The organism is Aeromonas sp. PrichA-15 (assembly GCF_017939245.1).
Taxonomy (GTDB): Bacteria; Pseudomonadota; Gammaproteobacteria; order Enterobacterales; family Aeromonadaceae; genus Aeromonas; species Aeromonas caviae.
The window spans coordinates 1-26,167 of sequence record NZ_JAGKRH010000190.1 but is presented as its reverse complement, the minus strand read 5'-3'; the positions used below and the strand labels follow the sequence as shown (position 1 = coordinate 26,167).

The 26,167-nt window shown below is 63.6% G+C and carries 27 protein-coding genes and 1 pseudogene; 9 read left to right on the top strand and 19 right to left on the bottom strand.

Translation table 11 applies throughout. The features are described from left to right. Nucleotides 1-149: 149 nt before the first annotated feature. On the top strand, nucleotides 150-401 hold the full coding sequence (locus J9889_RS18765; RefSeq protein WP_039040754.1) for a DUF1289 domain-containing protein: 252 nt from the start codon (nucleotides 150-152) through the stop codon (nucleotides 399-401). Between the two features lie 82 nt (nucleotides 402-483). Here the strand turns inward: J9889_RS18765 and fruA are convergent, their stop codons facing one another. From fruA to fruB, 3 genes are read right to left on the bottom strand one after another with little or no spacing between them, the layout of a single operon-like run. Further along, on the bottom strand, nucleotides 484-2,208 hold the full coding sequence (gene fruA / locus J9889_RS18760) for a PTS fructose transporter subunit IIBC (protein ID WP_052816229.1): 1,725 nt from the start codon (nucleotides 2,206-2,208) through the stop codon (nucleotides 484-486). Further along, the gene (pfkB, locus tag J9889_RS18755; RefSeq protein WP_210557682.1) at nucleotides 2,205-3,194 is read right to left on the bottom strand and encodes a 1-phosphofructokinase; all 990 of its coding nucleotides are present in this window, start codon (nucleotides 3,192-3,194) and stop codon (nucleotides 2,205-2,207) included. The genes fruA and pfkB overlap by 4 nt, the downstream gene beginning before the upstream one ends. Then, nucleotides 3,194-4,294 (bottom strand): fused PTS fructose transporter subunit IIA/HPr protein, encoded by a 1,101-nt coding sequence (gene fruB / locus J9889_RS18750; RefSeq protein ID WP_052816234.1) that lies wholly within the window; start codon nucleotides 4,292-4,294, stop codon nucleotides 3,194-3,196. The genes pfkB and fruB overlap by 1 nt, the downstream gene beginning before the upstream one ends. Before the next feature lie 307 nt (nucleotides 4,295-4,601). Between fruB and cra the strand changes: the two genes are divergently transcribed. From cra to J9889_RS18730, 4 genes are all read left to right on the top strand, one after another. Beyond that, nucleotides 4,602-5,588: a catabolite repressor/activator gene (gene cra / locus J9889_RS18745; RefSeq protein WP_010674823.1), complete on the top strand. Its 987-nt coding sequence runs from the start codon at nucleotides 4,602-4,604 to the stop codon at nucleotides 5,586-5,588. A gap of 611 nt (nucleotides 5,589-6,199) precedes the next feature. Next, nucleotides 6,200-7,393 carry an aromatic amino acid transport family protein gene (locus J9889_RS18740; RefSeq protein WP_041215115.1) on the top strand — a complete coding sequence of 398 codons (1,194 nt, stop codon included), beginning with the start codon at nucleotides 6,200-6,202 and terminating at the stop codon, nucleotides 7,391-7,393. A gap of 243 nt (nucleotides 7,394-7,636) precedes the next feature. Continuing rightward, a complete protein-coding gene (locus J9889_RS18735; protein ID WP_041211580.1) occupies nucleotides 7,637-8,041 on the top strand; it encodes an antitoxin Xre-like helix-turn-helix domain-containing protein in 405 nt (134 codons plus the stop codon). Beyond that, nucleotides 8,041-8,730, top strand: a complete 690-nt coding sequence (locus tag J9889_RS18730; protein WP_183149921.1) for an RES family NAD+ phosphorylase — start codon at nucleotides 8,041-8,043, stop codon at nucleotides 8,728-8,730. The genes J9889_RS18735 and J9889_RS18730 overlap by 1 nt, the downstream gene beginning before the upstream one ends. Nucleotides 8,731-9,035: 305 nt before the next feature. Here J9889_RS18730 and J9889_RS18725 read toward each other — a convergent pair whose 3' ends face one another. Then, entirely contained in the window at nucleotides 9,036-10,436 is a 1,401-nt protein-coding gene (locus J9889_RS18725) for a DEAD/DEAH box helicase (protein WP_210557679.1), read from the bottom strand. A gap of 338 nt (nucleotides 10,437-10,774) precedes the next feature. On the opposite strand from J9889_RS18725, the gene J9889_RS18720 reads away from it, so the two are divergent. Then, the gene (locus J9889_RS18720) at nucleotides 10,775-11,545 is read left to right on the top strand and encodes a transporter substrate-binding domain-containing protein (protein WP_201921121.1); all 771 of its coding nucleotides are present in this window, start codon (nucleotides 10,775-10,777) and stop codon (nucleotides 11,543-11,545) included. Nucleotides 11,546-11,632: 87 nt separating this feature from the next. On the opposite strand, the gene aroC is transcribed toward J9889_RS18720, so the two are convergent. Together aroC and prmB are read right to left on the bottom strand one after the other, a co-directional pair. Then, on the bottom strand, nucleotides 11,633-12,721 hold the full coding sequence (gene aroC, locus J9889_RS18715) for a chorismate synthase (RefSeq protein ID WP_128314264.1): 1,089 nt from the start codon (nucleotides 12,719-12,721) through the stop codon (nucleotides 11,633-11,635). Between the two features lie 16 nt (nucleotides 12,722-12,737). Beyond that, entirely contained in the window at nucleotides 12,738-13,673 is a 936-nt protein-coding gene (gene prmB / locus J9889_RS18710; RefSeq protein ID WP_041211581.1) for a 50S ribosomal protein L3 N(5)-glutamine methyltransferase, read from the bottom strand. 65 nt (nucleotides 13,674-13,738) lie between these two features. Between prmB and smrB the strand changes: the two genes are divergently transcribed. Continuing rightward, a complete protein-coding gene (gene smrB, locus J9889_RS18705; RefSeq protein ID WP_103857929.1) occupies nucleotides 13,739-14,263 on the top strand; it encodes an endonuclease SmrB in 525 nt (174 codons plus the stop codon). 90 nt (nucleotides 14,264-14,353) lie between these two features. Here the strand turns inward: smrB and J9889_RS18700 are convergent, their stop codons facing one another. From J9889_RS18700 to J9889_RS18675, 6 genes and pseudogenes are all read right to left on the bottom strand, one after another. Continuing rightward, complete coding sequence (locus J9889_RS18700; protein WP_041211466.1) at nucleotides 14,354-14,764, bottom strand: SRPBCC domain-containing protein; 411 nt, start codon at nucleotides 14,762-14,764, stop codon at nucleotides 14,354-14,356. A gap of 46 nt (nucleotides 14,765-14,810) precedes the next feature. Further along, nucleotides 14,811-15,038, bottom strand: coding sequence for a DUF4287 domain-containing protein (locus J9889_RS18695; protein ID WP_049636768.1), 228 nt, complete (start codon nucleotides 15,036-15,038; stop codon nucleotides 14,811-14,813). Between the two features lie 29 nt (nucleotides 15,039-15,067). Beyond that, entirely contained in the window at nucleotides 15,068-15,466 is a 399-nt protein-coding gene (locus J9889_RS18690) for a GFA family protein (RefSeq protein WP_041211468.1), read from the bottom strand. 207 nt (nucleotides 15,467-15,673) lie between these two features. Next, nucleotides 15,674-16,039 carry a VOC family protein gene (locus tag J9889_RS18685; protein ID WP_210557677.1) on the bottom strand — a complete coding sequence of 122 codons (366 nt, stop codon included), beginning with the start codon at nucleotides 16,037-16,039 and terminating at the stop codon, nucleotides 15,674-15,676. A 122-nt stretch (nucleotides 16,040-16,161) separates the two neighbouring features. Further along, a pseudogene (locus J9889_RS24580) lies at nucleotides 16,162-16,782 on the bottom strand (carbohydrate-binding protein); the annotation flags it as partial. Between the two features lie 207 nt (nucleotides 16,783-16,989). Further along, nucleotides 16,990-18,183, bottom strand: coding sequence for a methyltransferase (locus J9889_RS18675; RefSeq protein WP_049636771.1), 1,194 nt, complete (start codon nucleotides 18,181-18,183; stop codon nucleotides 16,990-16,992). Between the two features lie 179 nt (nucleotides 18,184-18,362). Here J9889_RS18675 and J9889_RS18670 point away from each other — a divergent pair, with 179 nt between their 5' ends. Then, nucleotides 18,363-18,941 carry an alkylphosphonate utilization protein gene (locus tag J9889_RS18670; RefSeq protein WP_039040739.1) on the top strand — a complete coding sequence of 193 codons (579 nt, stop codon included), beginning with the start codon at nucleotides 18,363-18,365 and terminating at the stop codon, nucleotides 18,939-18,941. A gap of 341 nt (nucleotides 18,942-19,282) precedes the next feature. On the opposite strand, the gene J9889_RS18665 is transcribed toward J9889_RS18670, so the two are convergent. The 4 genes from J9889_RS18665 to xapA all read right to left on the bottom strand — a co-directional run bounded on the left by J9889_RS18665 (nucleotide 19,283) and on the right by xapA (nucleotide 23,237). Further along, entirely contained in the window at nucleotides 19,283-20,308 is a 1,026-nt protein-coding gene (locus tag J9889_RS18665; RefSeq protein WP_104454229.1) for a Wadjet anti-phage system protein JetD domain-containing protein, read from the bottom strand. A 196-nt stretch (nucleotides 20,309-20,504) separates the two neighbouring features. Next, nucleotides 20,505-21,062, bottom strand: coding sequence for a deoxyribose-phosphate aldolase (gene deoC, locus J9889_RS18660; protein WP_233759692.1), 558 nt, complete (start codon nucleotides 21,060-21,062; stop codon nucleotides 20,505-20,507). A gap of 62 nt (nucleotides 21,063-21,124) precedes the next feature. Then, entirely contained in the window at nucleotides 21,125-22,384 is a 1,260-nt protein-coding gene (locus tag J9889_RS18655) for a NupC/NupG family nucleoside CNT transporter (protein ID WP_210557675.1), read from the bottom strand. Nucleotides 22,385-22,409: 25 nt separating this feature from the next. Continuing rightward, entirely contained in the window at nucleotides 22,410-23,237 is an 828-nt protein-coding gene (gene xapA, locus J9889_RS18650) for a xanthosine phosphorylase (protein WP_048207782.1), read from the bottom strand. 308 nt (nucleotides 23,238-23,545) lie between these two features. Here xapA and J9889_RS18645 point away from each other — a divergent pair, with 308 nt between their 5' ends. Further along, a complete protein-coding gene (locus J9889_RS18645) occupies nucleotides 23,546-24,484 on the top strand; it encodes a LysR family transcriptional regulator (protein WP_210557673.1) in 939 nt (312 codons plus the stop codon). A gap of 45 nt (nucleotides 24,485-24,529) precedes the next feature. Here J9889_RS18645 and J9889_RS18640 read toward each other — a convergent pair whose 3' ends face one another. The 3 genes from J9889_RS18640 to J9889_RS18630 form a co-directional block, all read right to left on the bottom strand. Then, nucleotides 24,530-24,838, bottom strand: a complete 309-nt coding sequence (locus J9889_RS18640) for a putative quinol monooxygenase (protein WP_210557670.1) — start codon at nucleotides 24,836-24,838, stop codon at nucleotides 24,530-24,532. Nucleotides 24,839-25,103: 265 nt separating this feature from the next. Continuing rightward, a complete protein-coding gene (locus tag J9889_RS18635; RefSeq protein WP_151027443.1) occupies nucleotides 25,104-25,589 on the bottom strand; it encodes a GNAT family N-acetyltransferase in 486 nt (161 codons plus the stop codon). A gap of 16 nt (nucleotides 25,590-25,605) precedes the next feature. Continuing rightward, complete coding sequence (locus J9889_RS18630; protein WP_349237019.1) at nucleotides 25,606-26,034, bottom strand: cupin domain-containing protein; 429 nt, start codon at nucleotides 26,032-26,034, stop codon at nucleotides 25,606-25,608. Nucleotides 26,035-26,167 lie beyond the last annotated feature (133 nt).

Here is a 26,167-nt window from a genome sequence, read left to right as displayed (position 1 = left end):
TGTCCTCATATAACACCGAGTGTCTTGCACGGCGGGGAAGATGCCAAAATTGCCCGGGGAAAGCAAACGCCTTCACGCCCCTGACGACGGATTTCTCCTGCCGTGATCTTCTGGGTTATAACAAGGTGACAAGGTGTGAGAGGTCATGGATGGAACAGCTCGAAATCTTCCCGCTCCAGAGCCCCTGTGTCGGGGTCTGCGAACTGAACAACAAGGGGTATTGCAAGGGATGCCTGCGAAGCCGCGAGGAGCGTTTCAACTGGCTTGCCATGACCCCTGCCCAGCAGCAGGAGGTGATGCGTCTGTGCCGCAGCCGCAAGGCCAGGGTCGAGGCCGCTCGCCGCAAGGCGCAGGCCGCAGAGGCGGCCGATCCGCCGCCCCCGCCGGGCTGGGATTTTTAAATCCCCCTTTGCCCCTCCCCTCAACAAGAAAGGCGGCCCCAGGGCCGCCTTGTCATGAAGGGTGTGTCACGCCGTGACGTCCTCAGGCAGTCGCCAGCTTGGCCTGCTCCTCGCCACGCTTGAGCATGGCGTAGGCCACCCCGGTCACCAGAGAACCGGCCGCGATCGCCAGGATGTACATCATCACATGGCTGATGGCGTTCGGGATGAAGAGCACGAACAGACCGCCGTGGGGTGCCACCAGCTCGCAGCCGAACAGCATGGAGAGCGCACCGGTCAGGGCGCCGCCCGCCATGCAGGCCGGGATGACGCGCATGGGGTCCTTGGCGGCAAACGGGATGGCCCCCTCGGAGATGAAGCACAGACCCAGCACGAAGGAGGCCTTGCCCGCTTCCTGCTCCGCCTTGATGAACTTTCTGCTGGCCAGGAAGGTCGCGATCCCCATCCCCAGTGCAGGCACCATGCCGGCGGCCATGACCGCTGCCATGGGGGCATAGGTCTTGGAGGCGAGCAGGCCGACACCGAAAGCATAAGCCGCCTTGTTGACCGGGCCACCCATGTCGAAGCACATCATGGCGCCGATGATGACACCCAGCAGCACCGCGTTGGCAGAGCCCATGTTGTTGAGGAACTCGGTCATGGCGTTCATGATGCCCGCCACCGGGCCACCCACCACGTAGATCATCACCAGACCGGTGAACAGGCTGGCAAAGAGCGGAATGATGAGGATGGGCTTGAGGGCTTCCAGGGTGACCGGCAGGCGCACCTTGTCGCTCAGGAACTTGGCGCTGTAACCGGCGAGGAAGCCGCCGACGATGCCGCCAAGGAAACCGGCGCCGAGCGAGCTTGCCAGCATACCGGCGATCATGCCGGGCGCCAGACCCGGACGGTCGGCGATGGAGTAGGCGATGTAGCCTGCCAGCACCGGGATCATCAAGGCGAAGGCGGAGCCGCCACCGATCTTCATCAGGGCCGCGGCCAGCGTCCCCTCTTCCTTGAACGCTTCAATGCCGAAGATGAAGGAGAGCGCGATGATAAGGCCCCCCGCCACCACCATGGGCAACATGAAGGAGACACCGGTCAGCAGGTGCTTGTAGGGGCCCGCCTTTTCCTCTTTCTTGACCGCAGCCGCGCCGCTGTGGCGATAGATCTTCGCCTCGGTCCAGGCCTTGTCGAGCTCGGCCCGGGTTTTCTTCAGGGCAGCCCCCGTGCTGGTGCGATAGACCGGCTTGCCGTCAAAGCGCGCCATGTCCACCTCGATGTCAGTGGCGAGGAACACCAGATCGGCGGCGGCAATCTCGTCCGCCGTCAAGGCATTCTGGGCACCGACCGAGCCCTGGGTTTCGACGCGGATCTGGTGACCCAGCTGCTTGGCCATGGTCTCCAGGGCCTCGGCCGACATGAAGGTGTGGGCCACCCCGGTCGGACAGGCCGTCACCGCCACGATGCGCTTGGCACCGCTGGCCGGTTTGGCAACGGCAGGTGCCGCCTCATGGCGATAGACGCTGGCACCGCTTCGCGCGGCGTCCAGCAGGGCAGCGGGATCCTGGAGCGCCAGATCCATGTCGCCCCGATAGAGCGACTTGCCGTCATAGGCGGCCAGATCCACCGGTGCGCTGGCAACGACCAGCACCAGGTCGGCGGCGGCAATCAGCTCTTTCGAGGGAACCTGACGGGGCTGCACGCTGGAGTCGACGTCGAGGGTGAGCTCCCAGCCAGCCAGTTTGGCCTGCTGTTCTATCCGTTTTGCAGCGAGAAAGCTGGTGGCAATGCCCGCCGGGCAAGCCGTAACCAGAATTGCTTTCATTGGGCATCTCCTGAGTTAGCCATCAAATGGGGTTGGGGTTGAGTCGGTGCCAGATCATCCAGACGCTGTACGCGCACCTGCTCGAGTAACGGTTTGAGCACATTGATATCGTTGAAGCCGACCGCGACCTGGCTCACCGCCAGTGCCGAGACGGCGGTGGCCAGCCGCAGGGTCTGCTCCGGCGTCCAGTCCAGGCTCATGCCATGGACCAGGCCCGCCACCAGGGAGTCGCCGGCACCCACGGTGCTGACCACCTCCATGCGCGGTGGAATCGCCTGCCAGGTGGCATCCGGTGCAAACCAGATGAGGCCGTCGGCACCATTGGAGATCACCACGTTGGGGATCCCGCTTGCCTGCAGCGCGCGGGCGCACTCGGCCTGCTCGCTCAGGGTCTTCACGGGGCGACCCGCCCACTGGCTCAGCTCTTCCAGGTTGGGTTTGACCAGGGTCGGCGCCGCCTTGATCCCTTCGCTCAACGCCGCGCCGCTGCAATCGAAGATCACCTGCTTGCCCTTGGCCTTGAGCAGACGGATCAGATGGCCGCAGTAATCGGGGGCCACCCCTTTGGGCAGGCTGCCCGCCAGCACGAACCAGTCAGTGTGGGGAGCCAGTCGCTCCAGCGCCGCTTCCAGGGCGCTGACATCGCCCTCCTGCACCGCGAGTCCCGGCAGATTGAGATCGGTCACCCGGCCGGATTGTTCGGAGATCTTGACGTTGATCCGGGTGTCGCCCGCCACGCGCACGAAGTGATCGGCAAGAGCACGTTCCTCGAACAGGGAGACGAAGCTCTGCTGGTTGCCCTCACCGAGCCAGCCGGTCAGGCCTACGTCACGGCCGAGATCTTTCAAGACCATGGCGACGTTGATCCCCTTGCCCGCGGCGCGCAAGTTGGCCTCGCTCACCAGATTGACCTCGCCAGGGTGCATGGCCTTCAGACTGGTGGTGAGATCGAGCGCGGGATTAAGGGTGATGGTGACGATGTCCATCAGTGCGCCCCCTCGCCAAGACCCGCGGCAATGGCTTCGCCAATGCCCTTGAGGGCTGCTTCGGCATCCGCTCCTTCGGCGCGAAACGCCAGACGATGACCGCACTTGACCCCAAGCCCGATCACCTTCATCAGGCTCTTGGCAGAGACGGCTTCACCGCTGCCATCGAGGTTGGCGACGCGGATGTCGGATTCATACTCCTTGGCCACCTTGACCAGCATGGCGCCCGGACGGGCGTGCAGACCGTGAGGGTTGATGATGGTGAAGGTCTCGGACAGCCCGCTCGCCGGACCCGCCTGCAACATGGCAAGACCATCGCTGCCAGAGAGGGTGGCCAGCTGGCCGGCTGCGGCCAGCTTGGCCAGATTCTCGAGTTGCGGCAGATGGCCGCTATCTGCGGCACACAGCAGTAGCAGGGCGCTGACCGGCAATTCACCGACGTTCAGCGGGGTGTTCGGGGTGGCCAGCACCCAACCGGTCTGGGCCGCTTGCGCACGGGCCAGCCAGATGCCCTCCCCCAGGTGAACAGGCTGACTGGCCAGGAGGGCGCTCACCATGGCGGCGTCTCCCCAGCCTGCGGATTTGGCGCGGGCCGCAGCCCCCAGCAGCAACTGGTCCTGGTCGTCGGCCGGGAAGTCCGCCAGGGTCAGGTATTGCACCTCTTTGGCGCCAGTCGCGCCAGTCAGGATATTGATGATGGTCTCTTCGTCGGTCGCCCCCTTGAGCTGGGCTGCGGCCTGCTCGTCACCCAGCACGTGGGTGAGCTGGCGCAAGATCCCCAGGTGCTCGTCGGACTTGGCGGCGATGCCGATGGCGACGTAGGCAATCTGCCCCTCGTCCCACTCGATGCCGTGGGGGAACTGGGCCACCATGACACCGGTGCTCTTCACCAGATGACGGGTGTCCGTGGTGCCGTGGGGAATGGCGATACCGCTGCCAAGATAGGTGGCGTGCTGCGCTTCCCGCGCCAGCATGCCGTCCACGTAACCTGCTTCAACCAGACCGGCGTCGGTCAGTTTGCTTGCCAGCAGGGCGATGGCGTCCGCCTTGGTCGTCACCGATTGCCCCAGCAGGATTTGCTGTCGCGCCAACTTCAACATAGAGATTCTCCATCAGGTCCGGCTTCACCTCGCGGCGTACCGGCTCAACTCAACTCGATTTTTGGGTAACTTGCCTGCTGACAATAGACGGTGATCTCTCGCTTTGGTGAGCCGGAACCCATTTCCAAGTGCAGATAATCATCCTTTACTGACAAGCTGAATCGTTTCACTTACACTCAGACTGAATCGTTTCAGCGCATTGTTCAAGATCCCGCAGAAAGTACGTTTCAATGATATGATCCCGCGCACACTTTTCGGCGCCCCAACCAGGAACCGGCGCGGGCCTTGCAACTCAAACAGAGCCAACATGATGAAACTGGATGAAATCGCCGCGCTGGCCGGTGTCTCTCGCACCACCGCCAGCTATGTGATCAATGGCAAGGCCGATCAATACCGCATCAGCCAGGCAACCCGCGACAAGGTGATGGCCGTGGTCCATGCCCACAACTATCAGCCGGACAGCCGCGCCGCTTCCCTGCGCGGCGGCCAGACCCGCACCCTCGGCTTCATCCTGCCCGACCTCGAAAACGCCAGTTACGCCAAGCTCGCCAAGCGCCTGGAGCAAGGGGCCCGCACCCAGGGTTATCAGTTGCTCATCGTCTGCTCGGAGGACGATCCGGACACCGAAAAGGAGCTGGCCCGGATGCTGGTGAGCCGCCATGTGGATGCGCTCCTGGTGGCAAGCTGCCTCCCCCCGGCGGATCCCTTCTACCTGGAGCAGCAGTCCCGGGGCGTGCAGATCCTCGCCATCGACCGTGCCATGGCCACCGAGCACTTCGTCACCGTGGCGAGTGAAAACCAGAAGGCGAGCCTGGACCTCACCGCCTCCCTGCTCACCCCGGCCATCGGTCATATCGCCTTGATCACTGCACTGCCGGAACTGACGATCAGTCAGGAGCGAAAAGCGGGCTTCGAACAGGCCATTGCCAGTCACAGTGCGACCCGCCACCTGTGTGAAGGGGCCCACTTCTCGCGCACCGAAGGGTATCGCCTGATCAAGACGCTCCATCAGCAGCTCGGCCAACTGCCCGAGGCGCTGATCACCACCTCCTACATCCTGATGGAGGGGGTGCTCGACTACCTGCTGGAGCAGGAGGCCGACATGAGCCAGCTCGCCATGGCTACCTTCGGGGATGACCGTCTGCTCGATTTCCTCCCCTTTGGCATCAACTCCCTGCCCCAGCAGCACGACGCCCTGGCAAGCCAGGCCCTGACGCTGGCCCTCAAGGCGGTCAATGGCGACTACCAGAGCGGCCTGCACTATGTGAGCCGTACCCTCAAACGCCGCCGCTGACCCGGCAACGACGCACCACCCCGGGGGCGGCCCGCAGTGCCAGCCCCTGAGCCTCCTCCCCCACACCTGCTTGTGTTCTCCCCTGTTGTCTCAGCTTTGCCCTTCGCCTTCTGGCTTTGAGGTGATCTGCCGGGCGGCAACCCCGCGCCAGGGCACGTTTATCGGCGCCTCGGCTCGCTATAAGTGAAAATGATGGCTTTTGGGAGTATGACCCGATGTTTGCTTATATCGGGCCAGTCGCACCACCAGGGCCCCGTGTTACCCTCTGCAAGCCCTGTTGCCGCCAACGCGGGCGCTCTCGATGTCGACCCGCAACGCAGCCTGACGGGCAGCCTCCCCCTGAGGGGCGCGTTTTTTCGGCGCATGGCGCAATGTGTCACTTTTTATTGCCACCCTTCGGCTTGCCACAGCACAAAATCCGCTTTTAAGGGGTTGTTTCCGCCATTTCAATCCGCTAACTTGGCAACCAATTTTTACAACTGACAGGTTTCAGGTACAGATGTATCCACACCGATATTGCTAGCCTCCGGCTTTTCCCCGGAGGCGTCTCCCGACACAGCCAACTGGCTCTCTCTTGTTTGCAACAGCGCCCTCACTTTCGGATGGATGACATGAATACCAAGACCCTGGGTTGTACCCTGTTGATTGCCGGCACCACCATAGGCGCCGGCATGCTGGCCCTGCCGCTGGCCTCCTCGTCCCTGGGCGGCCCCGCCACCCTGATGCTGATGATCGGCCTCTGGGCCCTGATGGCCTTCACCGCCATGCTGCAGGTGGAAGCCAGCCTCAGCACCGGCAAGTGGTACCTGCACCAGCTGGCGGATCACCTGCTCGGCCCCTGGGGCAAGGGCATCGCCTCCTTCTGCATCCTGATGCTGTTCTACGCCCTGGCCTCCGCCTACATCAGCGGCGGCAGCAGCCTGCTGGCCCAGGCACTGGCCGATGCCGGCCTGCCCCTCGGCCAGGAGCAGGCGGCCTGGGTCTTTACCCTGCTGTTTGGCGGCATGGTGTGCGTCGGCACCAGGCAGGTGGATTACCTCAACCGCCTGATGTTCACCGTGAAGCTGGTGATCATGGTGGCGGTGCTGGCGCTGCTGCTGCCCCGCGCCCAGGGGCAGCACCTGCTCTCCATGCCCCTCGGGGAAGGCTTGCTGCTGGCGGGCCTGCCGGTCATCTTCACCTCCTTCGGCTTCCACGGCTCCATCCCGAGCGTCATGCTCTACCTCGGGGACAACCCCAGGCAGTTGCGCCGGGTCTTCGTGTGGGGCTCCGCCTTGCCGCTCGTGCTCTACGTGCTGTGGCAGATCGCCATACTGGGGCTGCTGGGTCAGCAATCCCTGATCCAGACCGGCGGCGCCCTGGACAGCCTGCTGGCCAACGTCGGCGGCCTGGTGAGCTGGCCCGCCTTCAACCAGGCAATGCATCTGTTTGCGGATCTCGCGCTCGCCACCTCCTTCCTCGGGGTGACCCTGGGACTGTTCGACTTCATGGCCAAGGTAACCCGTCGCAAGGACAACTGGCAGGGCCGCACCCAGACCGGCCTCATCACCTTCGTGCCGCCCCTGCTGTTCGCCCTCTACTTCCCGCAAGGCTTCATCATGGCGCTGGGTTACGCCGCCATTGCGCTGGCGGTGCTGGCGGTGCTGCTGCCGGTGGCCCTGGTGTGGCAGAGCCGCAAGCAGGCCGAGGCAGACCACTACCGCGTCCCGGGCGGCGTACTGGCCCTGGGTCTGGCCGGTGCCATGGGGGTACTGATCGTCGGGGTGCAGGTCAGCGTCAGCATGGGGCTGCTGCCCGCCCTCTGATCTCCCCGACCCGACAAGCAGAAACGCCGCAAAGAGACACGCCCCGCCAACCCAGTTGGCGGGGCGTTTCATTGGCACGGGCTCACTTGGCCGACCCACACCACTCAGCGCGAAATCCATCCAATAATGAACATTTTAGTGCAACCATGTATAGATGTGTACATAACTGCGCCCCTGTCCTACACTGCTTAGCAGACAACCCACGATCCCGTGCCCGTCTGGCACGCCAACCCGGGAGGCAACATGGTCGCCACCGCATCTCTTCCCCGGCAACAGCCCGCCGTCGATCCCAGCAAGGCGCTGCCGGTGGTGTTTCGCATCCTGGACAAATGGCAGTGCAGCACGGATGAACAGCTCAGGCTGCTTGGCATTACCTCCCGCTCCACCCTGAACAAGTACAAGGAGGCCAGCGGCGGCATTCGGCTGAGCGCCGATCTCCAGGAGCGGATGAGCTATCTACTCAACATCCACAAGAGCCTGCGGCTGCTGTTCAGCCTGGATGAGAGCATCTATGGCTGGGTGCGCAAGCCCAACAGCCACCCCTTCTTCGCCGGGCGCAGCGCGATGGAGGTCATGCAGGGTGGGCGGGTGGCAGATCTTTACGAAGTGGCCACCCGGCTGCACGCCTGGCGCGGGGAGATGGCCTGATGTCATCCCTGCCCTTGCGCACCTTCCACAATGCCTGCGCCTATCGCATCATTCCGAGCCGCTTTCCCCCCATCTGCCTCTATGAAGACGTCGCTACCGCCGACGAGCTGGAGGCGGTCTGGGCCGTAGAGGCTCTGACCAACGACAGGCTGAGGGAAGAGGCGGGCGAGCTGATGCGGGTGCCCAGGGAAGACTGGCTGGTGGGGCTGCCCGGCGGCAGCTATGTGATGGCCGCCTTCACCCACCTCAATCCCGAGGGTGGCCGTTTCACCACAGGGGACTTTGGCGGCTACTATTGTGCCCCCTCCCTCGACACCGGCATCAAGGAGACGGTCTACCACAGGGAGCGGATCTTCGGGTACACCCGGGAGCCGGCCCAGAAGGTGCAGATGCGGGTGATCCAGGCGCAGTTCAGCGCCAGCCTCATCGACATCACGGGCCCGGCGTTTCTGCCAGGCCCCCTCTATCACGCCACCGATTACGGCCCCGCCCAGGCCTTCGCCCGGGAGCAAAAGGTCGCCGGGGCGGACGGCATCCACTACCGCTCGGTGCGCCACCCCGGTCACGACTGTCACGTGCTCTATCGCCCCCGTCTGGTCAGCCGGGTGGACCACGCCCGTCATCTGGAGTACCACTGGAGCGGCGAGGCCATCACCCATGTGCTGGAGATCCGCCTCTACGGTGAATAGCTTCTCCCATGACAAAAAAAGCCCCGCCAGATTGGCGCAATGCTGTTCAGATAAGCACTTTTTTGACTGATTATTCATAAATTGGATTTGAGTTGAGGGGGCAAGGCTGTGTCCAGTCGATCTTCCTCCAGCCTTTATCCAGCGGGGCTTGCAATAGAAAGAGGGAGGCATCATGCCTCCCTCGCTTTTTTGTCCTGATACTACGTGGACTGGAACTCAAATTCTCTTAAGTGAACAGCATTGCGCCAGATTGGCGGGGCTTTTTGTATCAACCGAACAGTGGGGGAGCCTGGCTCCCTGGCCGCTTACTGGTTGTGGCTGGCGCGACGGGGACGACGGGCCTGGGCCGGCTTCGCGGCGCCATCAGCCGGACGCTGACCACCCTGGGGCTTGGGCTTGCCGCCGTTGCCGGAGCGGTTACCGCCGCCATTGCCACCGTTGGCAGAACGACCGGCACCCTGACGCTGGCCCTGACCTTGCGGACGCGGCGCACGGCGCTGCTCGCTCGGATCCCGCGGCTCTTTGCGAAGCGGCGCGCCGATGCCACGGGCGATGTTGTCGAGGGTCTCGCGGGAGGCTTCAAAACCGGCCACCTGCTCGCAGGGGATGCTCTGCTTGGTCAGCCACTCGATGGCCTTGATGAGCTTGCCCTCATCGGCGGCCACCAGGGAGATGGCGTGACCGGCCGCGCCGGCACGACCGGTACGGCCGATACGGTGCACGTAATCTTCCGCCACGTTCGGCAGCTCGAAGTTGACCACCTGGGGCAGTTTGTCGATGTCCAGGCCACGGGCGGCGATGTCGGTCGCCACCAGCACCTTGACGCTGCCATCCTTGAAACCGGCCAGGGCACGGGTACGGGCACCCTGGCTCTTGTTGCCGTGGATGGCGGCGGCGCTGACGCCGTTCTTGTCGAGGGTCTCGGCAACGCGGTTGGCCATGTGCTTGGTACGGGTGAACACCAGCACCTGCTGCCAGTCGTTGCTGGTGACCAGGTGACTCAGCAGGGCAATCTTGTTGGCCTTGTCACAGGGGTGTACCAGCTGCTCGATGCGCTCGGCTGTGCTGTTGCGCGGGGTCACTTCGATCACCGCCGGGTTGTCCAGCAGACCGGTGGCCAGCTCGCGAATTTCGTCGGCGAAGGTGGCGGAGAAGAGCAGGTTCTGGCGTTTCTTCGGCAGCAGGGCCAGGATGCGGCGGATGTCGCGGATAAAGCCCATGTCGAGCATGCGATCCGCTTCGTCCAGTACCAGGATCTCCACTTCGTCGAACTTGACGGCGTTCTGGTTGTAGAGATCCATCAGGCGGCCCGGGCAGGCCACCAGCACGTCCAGACCACGGCGGGTCGCCATCATCTGCGGGTTGATGCTCACGCCGCCAAATACCACGTGGCTGCGGATCGGCAGGTGTTTGCCGTAGTTGCGCACGCTCTCGCCCACCTGGGCGGCCAGCTCGCGGGTCGGGGTCAGCACCAGGGCGCGGATGCGGTTCGGGGAGACCTTGCGCTTGCTTTCAGTCAGACGCTGCAGCATCGGCAGGGTGAAACCTGCGGTCTTGCCGGTCCCGGTCTGGGCGGCGGCCATCAGATCACGGCCAGCCAGTACCGCCGGGATCGCTTGTTGCTGAATGGGAGACGGGGTGTCGTAGCCTTGCTCGGCAACGGCACGCAACAAGGGTTCGGCCAGACCGAGGGAAGTAAAACTCATAGTTACCTGCTAGGGATAGGGGCGCCAAAGATCGTGGTGGGGCTCCTCTGCTGAGCCGATGCCATCTCACAGGATCCGGGCCTATAGAGAAAACAACGATTTCCCCGGGGAGCAGAGCAAAGGGGAAAGAATAGAGGCGCAGTCTAACGGAGTTGGCGCACTTAGACGAGGAAAATGTGATGCACCTCCCAGCGCGGCTGGAAATAGCGACAAAGGCAGGACAAAATGGCCCGAATCGCCGTATGTATCAACACCCCTGCACAGCCTGCCGGGGACGGCGCGATACACGGAACAGGAGGTTTTGATTGAAACGGAAGTTCACCCCCACCGCCCGGCGCATGCTGGGCCTCGTCTTGCCCCTGCTCTTCGCCCAGCCCCTCGCCGCCAGGGAGACCCTGTCGGTGGCCTGGAGCCACTGGCCCCCTTTCAGTCAAATCGCTGCCGACGGCACCCTCGGCGGACTGGACGTGACCCTGACCCGCCAGATCCTGGGCAAGGCAGGCGTGGAGCCCGCCTTTCGCAACCTCCCCTGGGCCCGGGCCCTCTACCTGATGGAGCGCCAGCAGCTGGACGTGGCCATGGGCGCCCTGAAAACCCCCGAGCGGGAGCGGTTCGCCCGCTTCTCCGCCCCCTATCGGCGCGCCAGCTTCGTGCTGCTGAGCCAGCGCCCGCAGGCCGGGGAGCCCGAGGGCTGGCGAGAGATCACGGAGCTGGCAACCCTGTGCCAGGCCAAGGGGCTGCGCCTTGGCAAGCTGCGGGGCACCCGCCCCCTGCCGATGAGCGAGGAGTGCCCAGCCCTCGGGCAGGCGAGCGAATACAACAGCGATGACAGGCTGCTCACCCTCTTGCTGGCGCGTCGCCTAGACGGGGTCATCATGGAGTGGCAATACGCCCGCTACCGGCTCGGCCAGCTCGGGGCGAGCGACGTCATCCAGTGTCAGGTGCTCTTGCACCAGCAGCCGGTGCGCCTGATGTTTGCCAAAGAGGCCGTGAACGATGAGGCGCTCGCCCGCATCGATGCCGCCATCGCCGCCCTGCCCTCACCGGATCCCGCCTTTGCGCCGCCCCGCTGCCGCCTGGATGCAACCCGGCTGCCACCGGCACCCTGAGGCAGGCGCCGGAAAAAATCCATGAAAAAGGCGACCCTGGGGTCGCCTTGTGGTATCTGGTGATCACTCACCTGGCCCGCCGCGTGATCAGCGCAGTTGCGGGGTCTGGGTGTGCACGCCCTGGTTCTGGGCGCGATGGCGCAGCAGGTGGTCCATCAGCACCAGGGCCAGCATGGCCTCGGCAATGGGCACGGCACGGATGCCGACGCAGGGGTCGTGACGCCCCTTGGTGATCATCTCGGTGGCCTCACCACTGGTGGTGATGGTCTTGCCCGGCACCGTGATGCTGGAGGTAGGCTTGAGGGCCATGCTCACCACGATCTCCTGACCCGACGAAATGCCCCCCAGGATGCCCCCCGCATGATTGCTGGCAAAGCCGGTCGGAGTCATCTCGTCCCGGTGCTCCGAGCCTTTTTGCTCCACCACCGCGAAGCCGTCACCGATCTCCACCCCTTTCACCGCGTTGATGCCCATCATGGCGTGGGCGATGTCGGCGTCGAGGCGGTCGAACACCGGCTCCCCCAGGCCTACCGGCACGTTGCGCGCCACGACGCACACCTTGGCCCCCACGCTGTTGCCCTCTTTCTTGAGGGCACGCATGTATTCATCGAGCACCTCCAGCTTGCCCGCATCGGGGAAGAAGAAGGGGTTCTGCTCGATCTGGCTCTCGTCGAACCCTTCCGCCTTGATGGGGCCGAGCTGGGAGAGAAAACCCACTATCTCGATGCCGTGCACCTGTTTCAGGTACTTCTTGGCGATGGCCCCCGCCGCGACCCGCATGGCGGTCTCGCGGGCCGAGGAGCGGCCGCCGCCACGGTAGTCACGCTGGCCGTACTTCTGGTGATAGGTGTAGTCGGCGTGGCCGGGTCGGAACAGATCCTTGATCTCGGAATAGTCCTTGGAGCGCTGATCGGTGTTCTCGATGAGCAGCCCGATGGAGGTGCCCGTGGTCTTGCCCTCGAACACCCCGGAGAGGATCTTCACCTCGTCCGCCTCGCGGCGCTGGGTGGTGTAGCGGGACGTACCGGGCTTGCGCCGGTCCAGATCCCCCTGCAAATCGTCTTCGCTTATCTCCAGCCCCGGCGGGCAGCCGTCGACCACGGCGCCCAGCGCCAGACCGTGGCTCTCGCCGAAAGTGGTGACCCGAAAGAGTTGGCCGAAACTGTTCCCTGCCATGAATGCTCCTTGCTGCTTAGTTCTTGTAAATGGCGAAATGGGCCTGGTACTGCTCGAGCTCTGCGCGGGTCATCACAAAGACGCCGTGGCCGCCGTTTTCGAACTCGACCCAGGTGAAGGGCACCTCGGGGAACTGGGCTTCCAGGTGGATCATGCTGTTGCCCACCTCGACCACCAGCACGCCATCCTCTTTCAGGAAGTCGGCGGCATTGGCCAGCAGACGTTTGGTGAGCTTGAGGCCGTCGGAGCCCGACGCCAGGGCCAGCTCCGGCTCGTGGCGAAACTCCTCCGGCAGATCCGACATGTCCTCGGAGTCAACATAGGGCGGGTTGGAGACGATGAGATCGTACTTGTCACCGGCCGGCAGATCCCGGAACAGATCGGAGCGAATGGGGATAACCTGCTGCTCCAGCCCGTGATCGTTGATGTTGCGCTCGGCCACGTTGAGGGCATCGACGCTGATGTCGATGGCATCCACTTCCGCATGGGGGAACTCGTGGGCCATGATGATGGCGATGCAGCCGGAGCCGGTGCACAGGTCCATGATCCGGGTCGGTTCGTCTTTCAGGAAGGGGGCGAAGCGGTTGGCCACCATCTCGGCGATGGGGGAGCGCGGAATGAGCACCCGTTCGTCCACGTAGAATTCCCAGCCCGCATACCAGGCCTTGTTGGTCAGGTAAGGCGCCGGAATGCGCTCCTGCACGCGGCGGATGATGAGCTCGGCGATGCGGTGGCGCTCGCTGGTGGTCAGGCGGGAGTGGCGCATGCCCGGATCCACGTCCGGCGGCAGATGTAACGCGGGCAGCACCAGTTGCACGGCCTCATCCCAGGCGTTGTCGGTACCATGTCCGTAGAAGATCCCGGCGTCGTTGAAACGACTCATGGCCCAGCGCAACATGTCCTGGATGGTGTGCATTTCGGCAACCACCTCATCGATAAATATCTTGTCCAAATCCACCTCCAAGTCGAGTAATATCCGGCCCGAGAATTTTATACAGCGAGCAAGACGAGTACCTGATGAAAAATACGCCCTCACTCACAGACGAGGAAAGCCTGCTGTTTCGTGATGCTGTCAAAGGTACCCGGAAAATTAAGCAAGATACCATAAGGGCCTCCTCAAACCCGGTCAAGCAGAAACGCGAAGTGCGCGAGAGCCGCGAAAAGCTTGGGGTTGACTACTTTTTCAGCGACGAGTACCAGCCCCATCTCGAGGCGGACGGGCCGACCCGTTACGTGCGCGACGACGTGTCAAAATTCGAGCTGAAAAAGCTCAAGCGCGGCAGCTACCCGCCGGAGATTTATCTGGATCTGCACGGCATGAACCAGCACCAGGCCAAGCAGGAGCTGGCGGCCCTGCTCACCCTGTGCCGAAAAGAGAACATCCACGTCGCTTCGGTGATGCACGGCATCGGCAAGCACATCCTCAAGCAGCGCATCCCGAGCTGGCTGGCCCAGCACCCCGCTGTGCGCGCCTTTCACCAGGCGCCGCGGGAGTGGGGGGGCGAGAGCGCCATCCTGGTGCTGCTGGACATCGAGGAGTGACCCCCTTCCCCGCCCCGCCTTGCCCCGGGCGAACGCCATAAAAAAACCACCGCCAGCTTGCGGTGGTTTTTTTATGGCGCCCCACAGGGGTCAGCTGGCGGCTTCCATATGTCGCTTGAAGTTATCCAGGATGCTCTGCCACCCCGCCCGCTGCTGTTCGCCGCTGTGCAGGGACTCGGCATCGAACCGCTCCTCCACCCGGGTGCCCCCCTGCTCTGCCACGAACCGCACGCTCACCTCGCGGCCATCGTCCATGACGTAGCCGAGCCCCGTCGGCGCTGTGACCTCGGTGAAGGTCCCCTCGAAATCAAACCCCGTGCTGCCATCCCGCGCCGCCATGTGGTGGCAAAAACGCCCACCCACCCGCAGATCCACCCGGCTTTGGGGGCAGTGCCACTGCGGGGATGCGGCGTTCCATGCCATGATGCTGGCGGGGGTGTTCCAGCCCTGCCACACATCGGCAATCGGCCTGGCAACCCAGACGCTGACGCTTATCTTCATCTCTCTGATCCTCTGGCTTTCCTGCACGTTTTGCACTGTGGCACTGTCATGCCACGCCGGGCGCATCGGGCTGCGCCAAAAAGTGGGCCACCAGGGCATTCGCATGGCCGTGGCCCATGGCGTGTTCGTCCTTGAGCCAGGCCACCAGGGCCATGTGTTTGCGCTCCTCCCGCCCTGCCAGCAGGGTCAGCCAGTGGGCGATGGGCTGGCCGTATTTCTGCTCGATGGCAGGAAAGTAGGAGGCAGGCCCCTTCACCTTCGGTTGTTCATCCATGATGGCTTCTCCTCGGGGTGAGTACAGGCTCAGGGTTTGGGGGCGAACTGCTCGAACACCTGCTGTCCGGTCAGGGTCGGGGTGTCGTTCTTGAGGGCATAGAAGTCGGGCTTCTCGTCGATGAAGATCTGCCCGGTGAGCTCGAACCCCTGATCCTGAAACAGGCCGGCGGAGAGGATGTACTCGTCCGTCGGCAACAGATGGTAGAAAAGATGGGTGCCGCAGGTGGGGCAGAATCCGCGCTCCGCCCACTCCGACGAGCGGTAGGCCACCGGGGCCATCCCGGTGAACCGCACGCCCTTGCCCCCGTGCACCGCGAACATGGGCCCCCCTGACCAGCGCCGGCACATGGCGCAGTGACACAGGTTGACCTCCTTGTGATCGCCGCTCGACACGGTGATCCCGCCACACAGACAATGTCCTTCCATGATGCCTCCTGAGAGTTGGGGCGACAGACCGGGCGAACGGGTGCTCGCCTTCTTGCCGCACCAGATGAAGTAGCACGGGATCCGGGGGGCGACAACTGACCATACCGGGGCCTTACCGCGAGGCTGAGGCTCCCGGAGCGGGAAAATCCCCCTCTTTATTCATCGTATGAATGACTCAACACACCCCATGCACCGGATAAATAATGGTCAGGTTCCCTCCTGCAAGGCGATGCGATTCCCCTCGCAATCCCGACACTCCGCCACCCGGAGGCTCTCCCCGACCCGGGTGACGGGATAGAGACAGGCCCCGCCCGATGCCAGTGCCCGGGCCATGACCCCCTCGATGTCAGCCACCCGCAGATAGATCCGGGTGCCATCCAGGCTCGGCACATAGCTCTCCCCCTTCGCCAGGGCGCCGGAGCAGCCCGCCGTGCCACTTTCCAGGGGAAAGAGCGCCATCTCGTTGCCATCGATCTGCACCCGCTCCAGCACCGTCTCGAAGACCCCCTCATAGAAGCGAATGGCTCTCTCCAGATCCTGTACCGGAATTTCAAAATGAATGGCGATGTTCATGGTCATCCTCCCTCGGTGTGAACCCGCAGGCTATCAGCGCCAAAAGAGGCGCAACAAGCCAGCGCGGCGATCAACAAGGGAGGCGCGCGGCCTCCCCGGGGTGCTTGCGCTTGTACTGACTCTCAGGTCACCGGTGCCCAGGGGTCGCCCTTGCCCGGCTCGTTGCCCTGGGTCCACCACTTGGCCTGATAGATGATCCCCTTCTGGCTCACCTTGTTGCCCGCGGTGTAGACCTTGCCTGCCTCCCAGGCCGGTACCCCGTCCACCAGTGGCGTGCCGGGGTCGACCGGGGCCGGATCCAGCGTGGCCACCACCCGTACCTTGGGCCAGCTGGCGTGGGAGCCGTAGAAGTTGGTCACGCACTTCTCGTAATCCCCCGGCACCAGGGCCGAATAGGCGGTCTGGTACCCCACCAGATCACACTCGAAGGAGTAGCCGCCGGGTCTGTCCGGGTAGTATTTCCAGTTGCCGTCCCAGTTGGTGTAGAGCACGTCGGTGGCGCCGTTGAGGTTGAGGCTGCCATAGGGGATCTGCTGCCAGCAGGTGTTCTTCTCGTCCGCCAGCAGCGGGATCCCGTAGTGGGCCGCAAGCCCCTCCCAGTAGCGGATGCGGTTGACCGGCTGGCCCTTGTTCTTGTTCTGCTCGCCGCACTCGATGCCACCGTTGATGATGTTGATGGTGGTGCCAAAGCCGTAGCCGATGCCCGCCGCCAGCTCACGCTGGGAGGGCAACCAGGCAGGCGGTACGCGTGAGCATGAACATGGGTAACCATCCTTGTCTTGAAAATGTCAGGGCGAGCATAGGCATCCTGACAACTAAATTCACGACAAGAATTAAGAATTTGGCGAAATTGTGAGCCATGCCTCCCTGCACTCAGATGGCGCTCGTTTGCAGGGGGATCCAGCCCCTGGTCTTGCGGCCGCAGCCATCCGACCTGTCCGGACTCTTGCTCAGATCCCCCCTGCGCGCACCGCCCGGATCAGCAGATTGCGCGGGGTCATGGGTTTGGGACAGAAGGTGCCCACCTCCACCCGGTAGCCCTGCTCCTCGAGGAAAAGGGCGCGATCGAGCAGAAGCCAGATTTCCAGGGGACGGCGAAACAGGTGGCGCACCAGCTCCATGCGGGCGACATCGCCAAAGCGCCGCTCCCCCTGTGCCAGCAAGGCGGCGTAGTCGAGCCCCGCGGGCAAGCCCATCCCCTTGCGTTCGGCGGCCCAGTGGCAGAAATCCTCGAAGCCCCCGGTCAGCAGGCTCTTTTGCAGGTTGGGCACCGGCAGGTACTCATCCACCCCGCGCACCTGGCGCTGCAGGCAGTCGAAGGCGAGGCGCCACACCACCTCCCGCTCCCGCAGCCGGGCGATGCGGGCACCGCCGGTCACCGTCTCCTGCAGCGGCAGCTTCAAATCGCTCTTGCCAAGGCGCAGGGCACTGGCCCTGGCGGCCCGGGAGAGGGGCGCGTAGTGCTCTCCTCTGATGAGGTGGTAGCAACACGGGGAGAGGGTCACCCCCTGGGCACGCCCCTCGGCCACCCGCGTCAACAGATGGGTGTGCAGATCGCCGCAGGCATGGAGCGCCATGGCGTGATGGTGCGGGGCGATGAGGGCCCCGGACTCGGCGGCAAAGGCATCCGCCTCCACGAACCGCATGTTGGCTCCGTCGCGCGCGGCGAGCCGCCGCCCCTCTTCGCAGAGCGCCCCCTGCCACTCCAGGCTCAGGATCTCGGCGCCACGGTGCAGCGACACCAGGCGCCCCAGATGCCCCTTGCCGGCGCACCACTCCAGATAGGGACCTTGGTGGGGGGGCAGACAGCCGGTGAAGGCCTCTATCTGCCCCTGCTTGCGTCCCGGCATGTACATCGCCATGGTCCTGGCGCACTGGACGGGCTCTGGGGCGAAAGGGGCAAGCTCGCCGAGGGCCTGCAACTCGGCCCCCGCCGGGATCCAGGGGGCGAGCAGGGTGCAGAGCGCATCCATGTCCCCGTCGAGGTGCGCTATCTCGTCAAGGGTCAGGGCTGCCAGGCACTTCGCAAGGGCTGGCGCCTCGCGGGCAAAGGCGATCCCCAAATGGTGATAGGGCTGGTATTGCCACCAGCGTCGCTCGGCGGTGAGCAAGCAGTCCAGTTGTCGAAAACGGTGGGCCAGCACGGTGAACCTGTCCTTTGGCGCAAAAAGGGAGGCTCATTCTAGCGATCTGCCGTCAAAAAGCACTCGCCTGTGCGCCGCTGGTAGCCTGACAAAAAGCAGGGATTTGTGCTATATTCCGGCCCCTCATTCGCGCAGCCCGCCACGGCGAGCAGCTTTACCCCTATAAACGGAACCCAATCATGACCATCAATGCCATCCTGCAAGCCCGTGCAAATGCCAAATGCGAGCTGTGTGGCGCAGAACATGCGCTGACTGCCTTCCCGGTGCCGCACTCCCCCGCCAGCGACGACGACCACAGCGTGGCCCTCTGCGCCACCTGCCGCGGCCAGCTGGAGCAGCCGGACACCACGGAGGTGAACCACTGGCGCTGCCTGGGTGACAGCATGTGGAGCCAGGTGCCGGCGGTGCAGGTGATGGCCTGGCGCCAGTTGAAGGCCCTCGTCGCCCGGGGCGAGCTCTGGGCCCAGGACATGCTGGACATGATGTACATGGAAGACGAGGTCAAGGCCTGGGCAGACGCCGGCGTGACCAGCGACGATGACGACAGCGTGCCGACCGTCGACTCCAATGGCGCCGTGCTGGTGGAAGGGGACTCCGTCACCCTGATCAAGGATCTGGACGTCAAGGGCGCGGGCTTCACCGCCAAGCGCGGCACCCTGGTCAAGGGCATTCGCCTGACCAACAACCCGCTGCACATCGAGGGCAAGGTCAACGGCATGCAGATCGTGCTGGTGGCCGCCTACCTGAAGAAGGCCTGATACCGCCCCTTCAAGCCAGAAGCGCCCCCAGGGGCGCTTTTTTGTTGCCTCTGTTTCCTGCCGTTCGGGTGGCACTCGCGGGAAACTGGACTATCCTGCAAACCAGTTCCGCGGTATGCCCCTCCCCTGACTGTCAGTGCGCCAACGGAGAGGGCCTTCCCGGCACGCATGGAAAGACCCCGGGCACCCTGATCCCCATGGCGCCCACGAGACAAGGAGCCGCCCCATGGCCAGCAAGAAAGAGATCAAGAAGAAGATCGCCGCCCGCCAGGCGAAAATCGCCAAGCACGAAAGCAAGATCAAAAAGCTGAAAAAAGCCCTGAAATAGGGGCTGACAACCATTAAAACCGCCTGATGGCGGTTTTTTCATTACTGCGTTGGCCGCAAGGCGCGTCGAGTGGCCATGACTGCCAACCTCCGGCTAGCACCAATACTTCCTGTTCCAACCACAATCCCCTTTCGATCAGATATATAAGGACCTCTTCCAGTTGCTTGCCATGCTCACTCACCACGGGGACCTCCTCCCATGGGATCTTGCCTCTGCTGATCGGTTGCCCCTCCAGACGGCGGATCAGAGTGCGGGCATAGTGATGAACATAGGCCATCAAGGTGTCGGGTAGCCAAAGAGCCAACGGACGACGAAGGGCATGGGCCAGCTCGTTAGCGATATCCAATCCGCGCTGATCCAGATCGCCAAAATGGGCCCAGGGTACGGCAGCCGGCAACAGCGGGAATACCTGACGTGCCAACTTGGTATTGCGGCCAGGCACATAGAGCAACAACTCCCCCACTTGCAGCGGGTAATCCACGAAAGCTCCCTTGTTCTCCACCGTGACCAGTTGCCGCCCCTGCCACTCAATGCCATGTAACTTACTCAAGCAGCGCTCCGGTAAGACCAGCTCTCCCAATAGTGCCAGTTGCGCCCTCATGTCGTGGCGCAGTCCGTCCTGGTCGATGAGTGACAGCGGGCTCAGCGTGCGAAGTCGAATCACTTCATCCTGTGTCAGCGTGATGTCGATAGCATCATTATCTGGATCTATCCCGCTCTTGCTGTCCCCATACCAGAGGGCATGAAAACTGGCCTGGTTTAGATGTGCGGGCAGGTCCACCCCGAGAGCCCGTATCGTGTCACGCCTGTCCGGCATCACTGGTGCAACCTGTGCCAGCTGTGCTGCGAGATAATTCCTTCCAGCATCGGTCAACACATGACGAGCCCCTCGTCCCACTGGCTTGACTCCACCCACAGCCTGCAGGAGATCTCTCAACTCGCGGCCATGCTTGCTATCGAGTGAATATCCCTGGTTATTAGTGTCTGCCAGCAAGCGGGCACAGAGATCCTGCACACGACGCTCATCAAAAAGTGACATCCTCCCCCCCTCTTTCATTGCGGTTCCATATGGCCAAGTAGAGGGGATCTTTCTGTCCACAACCGTGACCTGTCTCGCACCAAAGGAAGATCGCTCTTTCAAACCGTCACCCGTCCACAAGCTCGTGGCAGGATGGTCAGCGGTTACGATTGGCAATCCATCGACATCGGTGAAATCAGTATGCTGCGACGCCATCTTAAATGCGAAAGGGGACTCCCTCCCACCTACGTCGGAGGGAGTCCCCTTTCGCATTTAAGATGGCAAGCAGGGAGGCCGCACGGATAAGCGCAGGCTCCTGCAGCTCGCCGGATTCGATGATCACCTTGAGCACCCGGGCGCCGCACAACGCCTTGCAGCCGCGCACCAGCGCCCGGGCGGGGGCCTCGTCCCCGGCCATCAAGGCACGCCAGGGGATCACCAGGTCGATCTCGTCGGCGCCATCCGCGAGGGCGGCGCGGGTCTCGGCCAACACGGTAGCCAGATCATCGTCGCCGTGGGGGAAGTTGACCACAGTGGTAACCTTGACCTCGGGGGTGCCCTGAGCCGCCAGGGTGAGCCTGGCCAGCCCCACGAAGCGCGGGTAGATGCACACCGCAGCGGTGGTGCCGACAGGGGTCCGGGCCTGATGGCAGAGGGCGATGATGCGCGCGTCGTGGTCATCGTCGTTGAGGCTGGTGAGATCCATCAAGCGGATGGCCCGGATGGCCGCCTCTGTGTTGGCGCAGGCAGGTTCAAAAGCAGTCACGTCGTTCATAAATCGCTCCTGTCGGGATAAGAGAGGGGCGCCGCAGCGCCCCGAAACAAAGGGTGAGAGACTCAGGCGAGGGAGAAGAAGACACCGGCGATGGCGGCGCTCATCAGGTTGGAGCAGGTGGCCGCCAGCACGGTACGCAGACCGTAGCGGGCGATGAAGTCGGTGCGCGACGGGCAGAGGGTGCCGAGGCCACCGATCAGGATCCCCATGGAGGCCAGGTTGGCGAAGCCGCACAGAGCGAAGCTTATGATCACCTTGGACTTCTCCTCCAGCACCTGCAGACCGGCAGCGGTGACCGTGCTGGCGTCTTTCAGGTAGGGCGCCAGATCGCTGTAGGCCACGAACTCGTTCACCACCAGCTTCTTGCCGATCATGGCGCCGGCGATGCCGATGTCCGCCAGCGGTACCCCGAGCAGGAAGGCGAGCGGCGAGAAGATCCAGCCCAGGATGAGCTCGAGGGAGAGCGGCATGCCCACCATCTCCCCCACCCCGCACAGCAGGGTGTTGACCAGGGTCACCAGACCAATCATGGCGATCAGCATGGCGCCGATGGCCGCCGCCAGCTTGAGGCCGCTGCTGGCCCCCTCGCCTGCCGCCGCCAGCACGTTCTCCGGCTTCTTGCCATCAAACTGGATGCTGTTGTCGAACACATAGTCCGGCTGGCTGGTTTCGGGGATGATCAGCTTGACGAACAGGATCCCGCCCGGTGCCGCCATGAAGGAGGCGGCCAGCAGGTACTGCATGTCCACCCCCATCATGGCGTAGCCAGCCAGCACGGTACCGGAGACCGAGGCCATGCCGCCGCACATGACGGCGAAAAACTCCGAATCGCTCATCTTGGGCATGTAGGGTTTGACCACCAGCGGCGCCTCGCTCTGACCGACGAAGACGTTGGCCACCGCCGACATGGATTCGGTCTGGGAGGTGCCGAGCAGCCGCGCCATGGCGCCGCCGATGAAGCGGATCACCAGCTGCATGATGCCGAGGTAGTAGAGCACGGCGATGAGCGCCGAGAAGAAGACCACCAGGGGCAGCACGTTGAGGGCAAACACGAAGCCGATGCCATCCACCGAGAAGTTGACCAGGTTGCCAAACAGGAAGTGGATACCCGCCTTGCCGCTTGCCAGCACGGCGTCGACCCCGTGGGCCATCCCCTCCAGCGCCCGGCGCCCCAGCGGTACATAGAGCACCAGAGCGCCGATGGCGACCTGCAAGGCCAGCGCCAGCCCCACGGTGCGCAGGCGAATGGCCCTGCGGTTGGTCGATGCGAACACGGCGATGAGGAGCAGCGCCGCCATACCGAGAAATCCTGCTGCAAACATATCTGACCTCCTGGTCGTTCCCTGCTTACTGGAAGTGGTGCTGGATGAAGGCGTTGATGAGGCGGATGAAGTCCGCTTCCGCCAGCTTGGCGCACTTGAGGGTCTGCTCGTGGGAGAGTTGCACGTCACCGAGCCCCTCCGCCATGTTGGTGATGGCACAGATGGCCAGCACCGGCAGCGAGCAGTGGGCGGCGCTGACCACCTCGGGCACCACCGACATCCCCACCACGTCGCCCCCGATGATCTGCATCATGCGGATCTCGGCGGCGGTCTCGAAACAGGGGCCGCTGTAGGAGACGAACACCCCCTGATTGACGGCGATCCCCTCCCGCTCGGCCAGCGCCAGCGCCTCGCTGCGCAACCCCTTGTCATAGGCATTGGCCAGGCTGAAGAAGCGCGGGCCGTAGGCCTCGTCATTGGCCCCCGTCATGGGGGTGCCCGGCATGGTGTTGATGTGATCGTTGAAGATGACCAGGGAGCCGACACCGATGCGCTCCGGGCGCAGCGAGCCGGCCGCATTGGTTACCAGCAGCAGCTCGCAGCCCAGGCGCTTGAAGGTGCGCACCGGGGTAGTCATCACCTTCATGGTTTCGTGTTCGTAGTAGTGGCCGCGCCCCTTCATGCAGACCACGTCCACCCCGTGCAGCTTGCCGAGCACCAGCTCGCCGCTGTGGCCCGCTACCGTGCTGACCGGGAAGCCGTCCAGCTCCTCGTAGGGAATGGTGACCTTCTCTTCCAGCGCATCGGCCAGCACGCCGAGGCCGGAGCCCAGGATCATGGCGGCGCGGGGGGCAAACCCCGGCTTGCGGGCAAGAATGGTGGCGACGGCGTTGAGTACGGGATCGTGTTGCATGAGTTGTACCTCTTGAGGCTGTGAATGAGACATGACGCTCACTCTAGGGGAGGTATTGGACGACAAAAATCGCTAAAATCGGCCTGATTATCCCGATATACAACACAATGACCGGCGTAGTGGGGTAATGACGCACCCGAAATGGCCCAAAAACCGCTGCTTCATGCCATTTCTCAGTCAAACGGGTCGCCGGAGGGGGAAAACCGATGTGATGCGGATCGCGGTGTCAGGAGGGACCCGCCTCCCTGCCCCGCCATTCCCATGCCCGAACTTTGACGGCGATCTCACCCTTAAAGCCTGGAGAGACCATGTTCCCGGACAACCAATGGCGCGATCGCGTCACCCTCAAGATGTTGCGTTACTTCCATGAAGTGGCCAGCCAGGGCCACTTCAGCCGGGCAGCCCTGCGGCTCAATGTCTCCAAATCGCCGCTCAGCGCCCAGATACAGGAACTCGAATCCCTGCTGGGGGTGACCCTGTTTGAGCGCCACACCCGCCAGGTGAACCTGACCCCCACAGGGCGCCTGTTGCAGGCCGAATGCGATCGCCTGTTCGACGTGCTGGAGAGCGGCCTCAACCGGGTGGTGCAGGCAGGGCGCATGGAGCGCAACCAGATCCGCATCGGGCTGGTCAGTTCCATCTTCTGGGCCGGCTTTGGCGAGGTGATCCGCCAGTGTCACCAGCGCCACCCCGAGTGCGAGATCTCCTTCACCGAGCTCTCCCCCGAGCGCCAGAAGCAGGCGCTGGCCAGCAAGGAGATAGACATCGGCCTCGCCCGCTTCGCCGACACCCTCAACATCCACCCGCTGCAGGCCGAGACTGTCTATCGGGAGTCCATGGTGCTGGTGGTATCGGACGAGCATCCCCTGCGGGATCGCAAGCGGGTCTCCCTCCCTGAACTCGCCGCAGAGCCCTTCGTGCTGATGAGCCGCGCCAACTCCGCCTCCACGGATCTCATCATCAACGCCTGCCTGGTGGAGGGCTTTTACCCCCGCCTGCGTCAGGAGGTGGTGGAGCCCAATACCCTGATGGCAGTGGTGGCCACCAGCCAGCAGGTGGCCCTGGTGCCCGCGAGCTACGCCCGCCAGAAGTGGCCCCACGTGCGCTTCATCCGCCTCGAGCAGGGGATCCCCGCCGATCTCTGCGTGCTCCATGCTCCGCCCCTGGCCGGGCAGCTGACGACCACCGCCATCCGCCACTTCATCGACACCATGAGCGAGCAGATGAACCTGCCGGAGCGAGGCTGAAGGCAAAAAGCCCGATGAGGGGATCATCGGGCTCTGCGGCAAGGATCAGGGGCTCACTTCTTCCATGAAGACAAGCCGAAGGGGTTCGGCCAGCAGCTCGTCCGCCTGGTGGGCGAAAGCCTGGAAATACGCGGTCTCACAGTGGGCATCCAGGGCGGCCTGACTCACGAAGGCTTCCCGCATGTAGAAGGTACCGGGTTCATCCTTCAACTCGAACAGCACGTAATCGAGGTTGCCTGGCTCTTGGCGAGTGGGGCCAATCAAGGTAAGCAGGGCATCGCGAAGGCGCTCTCCCATGCCGTCACGGGCCTTGAGCACCGCGATCGATACCAGTTTGTCTGTCTCTTTTTTCATCCAGTTTTCTCCGTTGTACATCGTCAACACGCCAGAGAGTGCAACTTGGACAGCGATTTATACTGCCGGATGCGCCCCCATCAGACGTTGCCCAGTGTAGGCAGGACGGTGGGGGCCATATAGGGGGGCAGAATGAACACTGTGTTCAACGGGGTGGATAACCACGCCGTGCACGGAGGAACAAACGAGCGGGAGGGATCATGGCGCAAAGGGTGGCAACGGGACCCGCCAGGAGGCGGCACGGCTTGCGGCCCCCTGGTCCAGGCTAAGGGCCTGCAGACCAACGTTCAACGTCAAGGCAATAGGTGGTGAAAGGGTGTTCGCCCAGGCGCGTTTTCCTCACCCAGATGGCCCGTCTGGCGAGGGACAGATAAGGCGGGCGGGTATCCAGCAAGTGAAAGAGTATCGTCCGATGGCCAAGCTCCCTCGCCCACCCCATCATCTCGTTGAAAATCGCCACGCCGCTTCCCCAGCCGGCCTTGGCGAGCACGATGGCAAGCTCCACCCCCTCGTCATCGGGCTGGATACCGCACCACCCCGCCAGGGTGCCGTCGAGGAAGATGGCGCGCACGCGGCAACCTGGCCGGGCGTCAATTCCCAGCTTGTACGCCATCCAGTCGCGCACCCCGGCCACATCGAAAAGCGGGTGAGGGATCAGGTGCTTTCGCAGCGTCTCGTCGTTGAGCAGCGGCAGAAAATCCTCTGCCCTGACAGCAGAAAAGGGGCTGAACACCATGGAGGTCTCTCTCATTGCGCAAAGAGGCCCCCTAGTAGGGGCTGCCATCCTTGTGTCTGGCTGACCAGGCACCATCGGCCCCCTGTACCAGGGCCAGATCGTCGTCAGGATAGTCGACGGTATCCCCTGGCAGCCTGTCCCCCACCTCGAGATAGACGGCGTCCACCTCACCGTGGTTGAGCAACTGGTGGGCCAGGCCGCTGCCCCCCTTGAAGCCGATGCACTCCCCCGGCGACATCCGGTACTCCTCCTCCCCGTGGCGCAGGGTGGGATTGCCCGAGAGTACATAGACGAACTCGTCCTGCAGGCCGTGATGGTGCTTGAGCGCCGAGATGGCCCCCGGTGCCAGGGTCGTCAGGTTGACCCCAAAATTGGCGAGGCCGAAATGATCCCCCAGCCTGCGCCGAGTGCGGTGCTTGACCAGGGAGGCAAAGGGCTCCGGATAGAGGTATCTATTCACCAGGACGGGGTTGACGGCATCAGTTCTGCCGGGATGGGATAATCTGTCTTCTCGATGCACGCCCTGACCACGGCCCTCAACCACTCCTGTGGGCAGCGGCCCAATCGCTTGCCGGTCTCCACCAACGACAGGA

What these genes read in the sequence shown, in the direction of transcription:
- J9889_RS18765 (WP_039040754.1), top strand. Translation starts at nt 150, where the DNA reads ATGGAACAGCTCGAAATCTTCCCGCTCCAGAGCCCCTGTGTCGGGGTC.
- fruA (WP_052816229.1), bottom strand. Translation starts at nt 2,208, where the DNA reads ATGAAAGCAATTCTGGTTACGGCTTGCCCGGCGGGCATTGCCACCAGC.
- pfkB (WP_210557682.1), bottom strand. Translation starts at nt 3,194, where the DNA reads ATGGACATCGTCACCATCACCCTTAATCCCGCGCTCGATCTCACCACC.
- fruB (WP_052816234.1), bottom strand. Translation starts at nt 4,294, where the DNA reads ATGTTGAAGTTGGCGCGACAGCAAATCCTGCTGGGGCAATCGGTGACG.
- cra (WP_010674823.1), top strand. Translation starts at nt 4,602, where the DNA reads ATGATGAAACTGGATGAAATCGCCGCGCTGGCCGGTGTCTCTCGCACC.
- J9889_RS18740 (WP_041215115.1), top strand. Translation starts at nt 6,200, where the DNA reads ATGAATACCAAGACCCTGGGTTGTACCCTGTTGATTGCCGGCACCACC.
- J9889_RS18735 (WP_041211580.1), top strand. Translation starts at nt 7,637, where the DNA reads ATGGTCGCCACCGCATCTCTTCCCCGGCAACAGCCCGCCGTCGATCCC.
- J9889_RS18730 (WP_183149921.1), top strand. Translation starts at nt 8,041, where the DNA reads ATGTCATCCCTGCCCTTGCGCACCTTCCACAATGCCTGCGCCTATCGC.
- J9889_RS18725 (WP_210557679.1), bottom strand. Translation starts at nt 10,436, where the DNA reads ATGAGTTTTACTTCCCTCGGTCTGGCCGAACCCTTGTTGCGTGCCGTT.
- J9889_RS18720 (WP_201921121.1), top strand. Translation starts at nt 10,775, where the DNA reads ATGCTGGGCCTCGTCTTGCCCCTGCTCTTCGCCCAGCCCCTCGCCGCC.
- aroC (WP_128314264.1), bottom strand. Translation starts at nt 12,721, where the DNA reads ATGGCAGGGAACAGTTTCGGCCAACTCTTTCGGGTCACCACTTTCGGC.
- smrB (WP_103857929.1), top strand. Translation starts at nt 13,739, where the DNA reads ATGAAAAATACGCCCTCACTCACAGACGAGGAAAGCCTGCTGTTTCGT.
- J9889_RS18700 (WP_041211466.1), bottom strand. Translation starts at nt 14,764, where the DNA reads ATGAAGATAAGCGTCAGCGTCTGGGTTGCCAGGCCGATTGCCGATGTG.
- J9889_RS18695 (WP_049636768.1), bottom strand. Translation starts at nt 15,038, where the DNA reads ATGGATGAACAACCGAAGGTGAAGGGGCCTGCCTCCTACTTTCCTGCC.
- J9889_RS18690 (WP_041211468.1), bottom strand. Translation starts at nt 15,466, where the DNA reads ATGGAAGGACATTGTCTGTGTGGCGGGATCACCGTGTCGAGCGGCGAT.
- J9889_RS18685 (WP_210557677.1), bottom strand. Translation starts at nt 16,039, where the DNA reads ATGAACATCGCCATTCATTTTGAAATTCCGGTACAGGATCTGGAGAGA.
- J9889_RS18670 (WP_039040739.1), top strand. Translation starts at nt 18,363, where the DNA reads ATGACCATCAATGCCATCCTGCAAGCCCGTGCAAATGCCAAATGCGAG.
- J9889_RS18665 (WP_104454229.1), bottom strand. Translation starts at nt 20,308, where the DNA reads ATGTCACTTTTTGATGAGCGTCGTGTGCAGGATCTCTGTGCCCGCTTG.
- deoC (WP_233759692.1), bottom strand. Translation starts at nt 21,062, where the DNA reads ATGAACGACGTGACTGCTTTTGAACCTGCCTGCGCCAACACAGAGGCG.
- J9889_RS18655 (WP_210557675.1), bottom strand. Translation starts at nt 22,384, where the DNA reads ATGTTTGCAGCAGGATTTCTCGGTATGGCGGCGCTGCTCCTCATCGCC.
- xapA (WP_048207782.1), bottom strand. Translation starts at nt 23,237, where the DNA reads ATGCAACACGATCCCGTACTCAACGCCGTCGCCACCATTCTTGCCCGC.
- J9889_RS18645 (WP_210557673.1), top strand. Translation starts at nt 23,546, where the DNA reads ATGTTCCCGGACAACCAATGGCGCGATCGCGTCACCCTCAAGATGTTG.
- J9889_RS18640 (WP_210557670.1), bottom strand. Translation starts at nt 24,838, where the DNA reads ATGAAAAAAGAGACAGACAAACTGGTATCGATCGCGGTGCTCAAGGCC.
- J9889_RS18635 (WP_151027443.1), bottom strand. Translation starts at nt 25,589, where the DNA reads ATGAGAGAGACCTCCATGGTGTTCAGCCCCTTTTCTGCTGTCAGGGCA.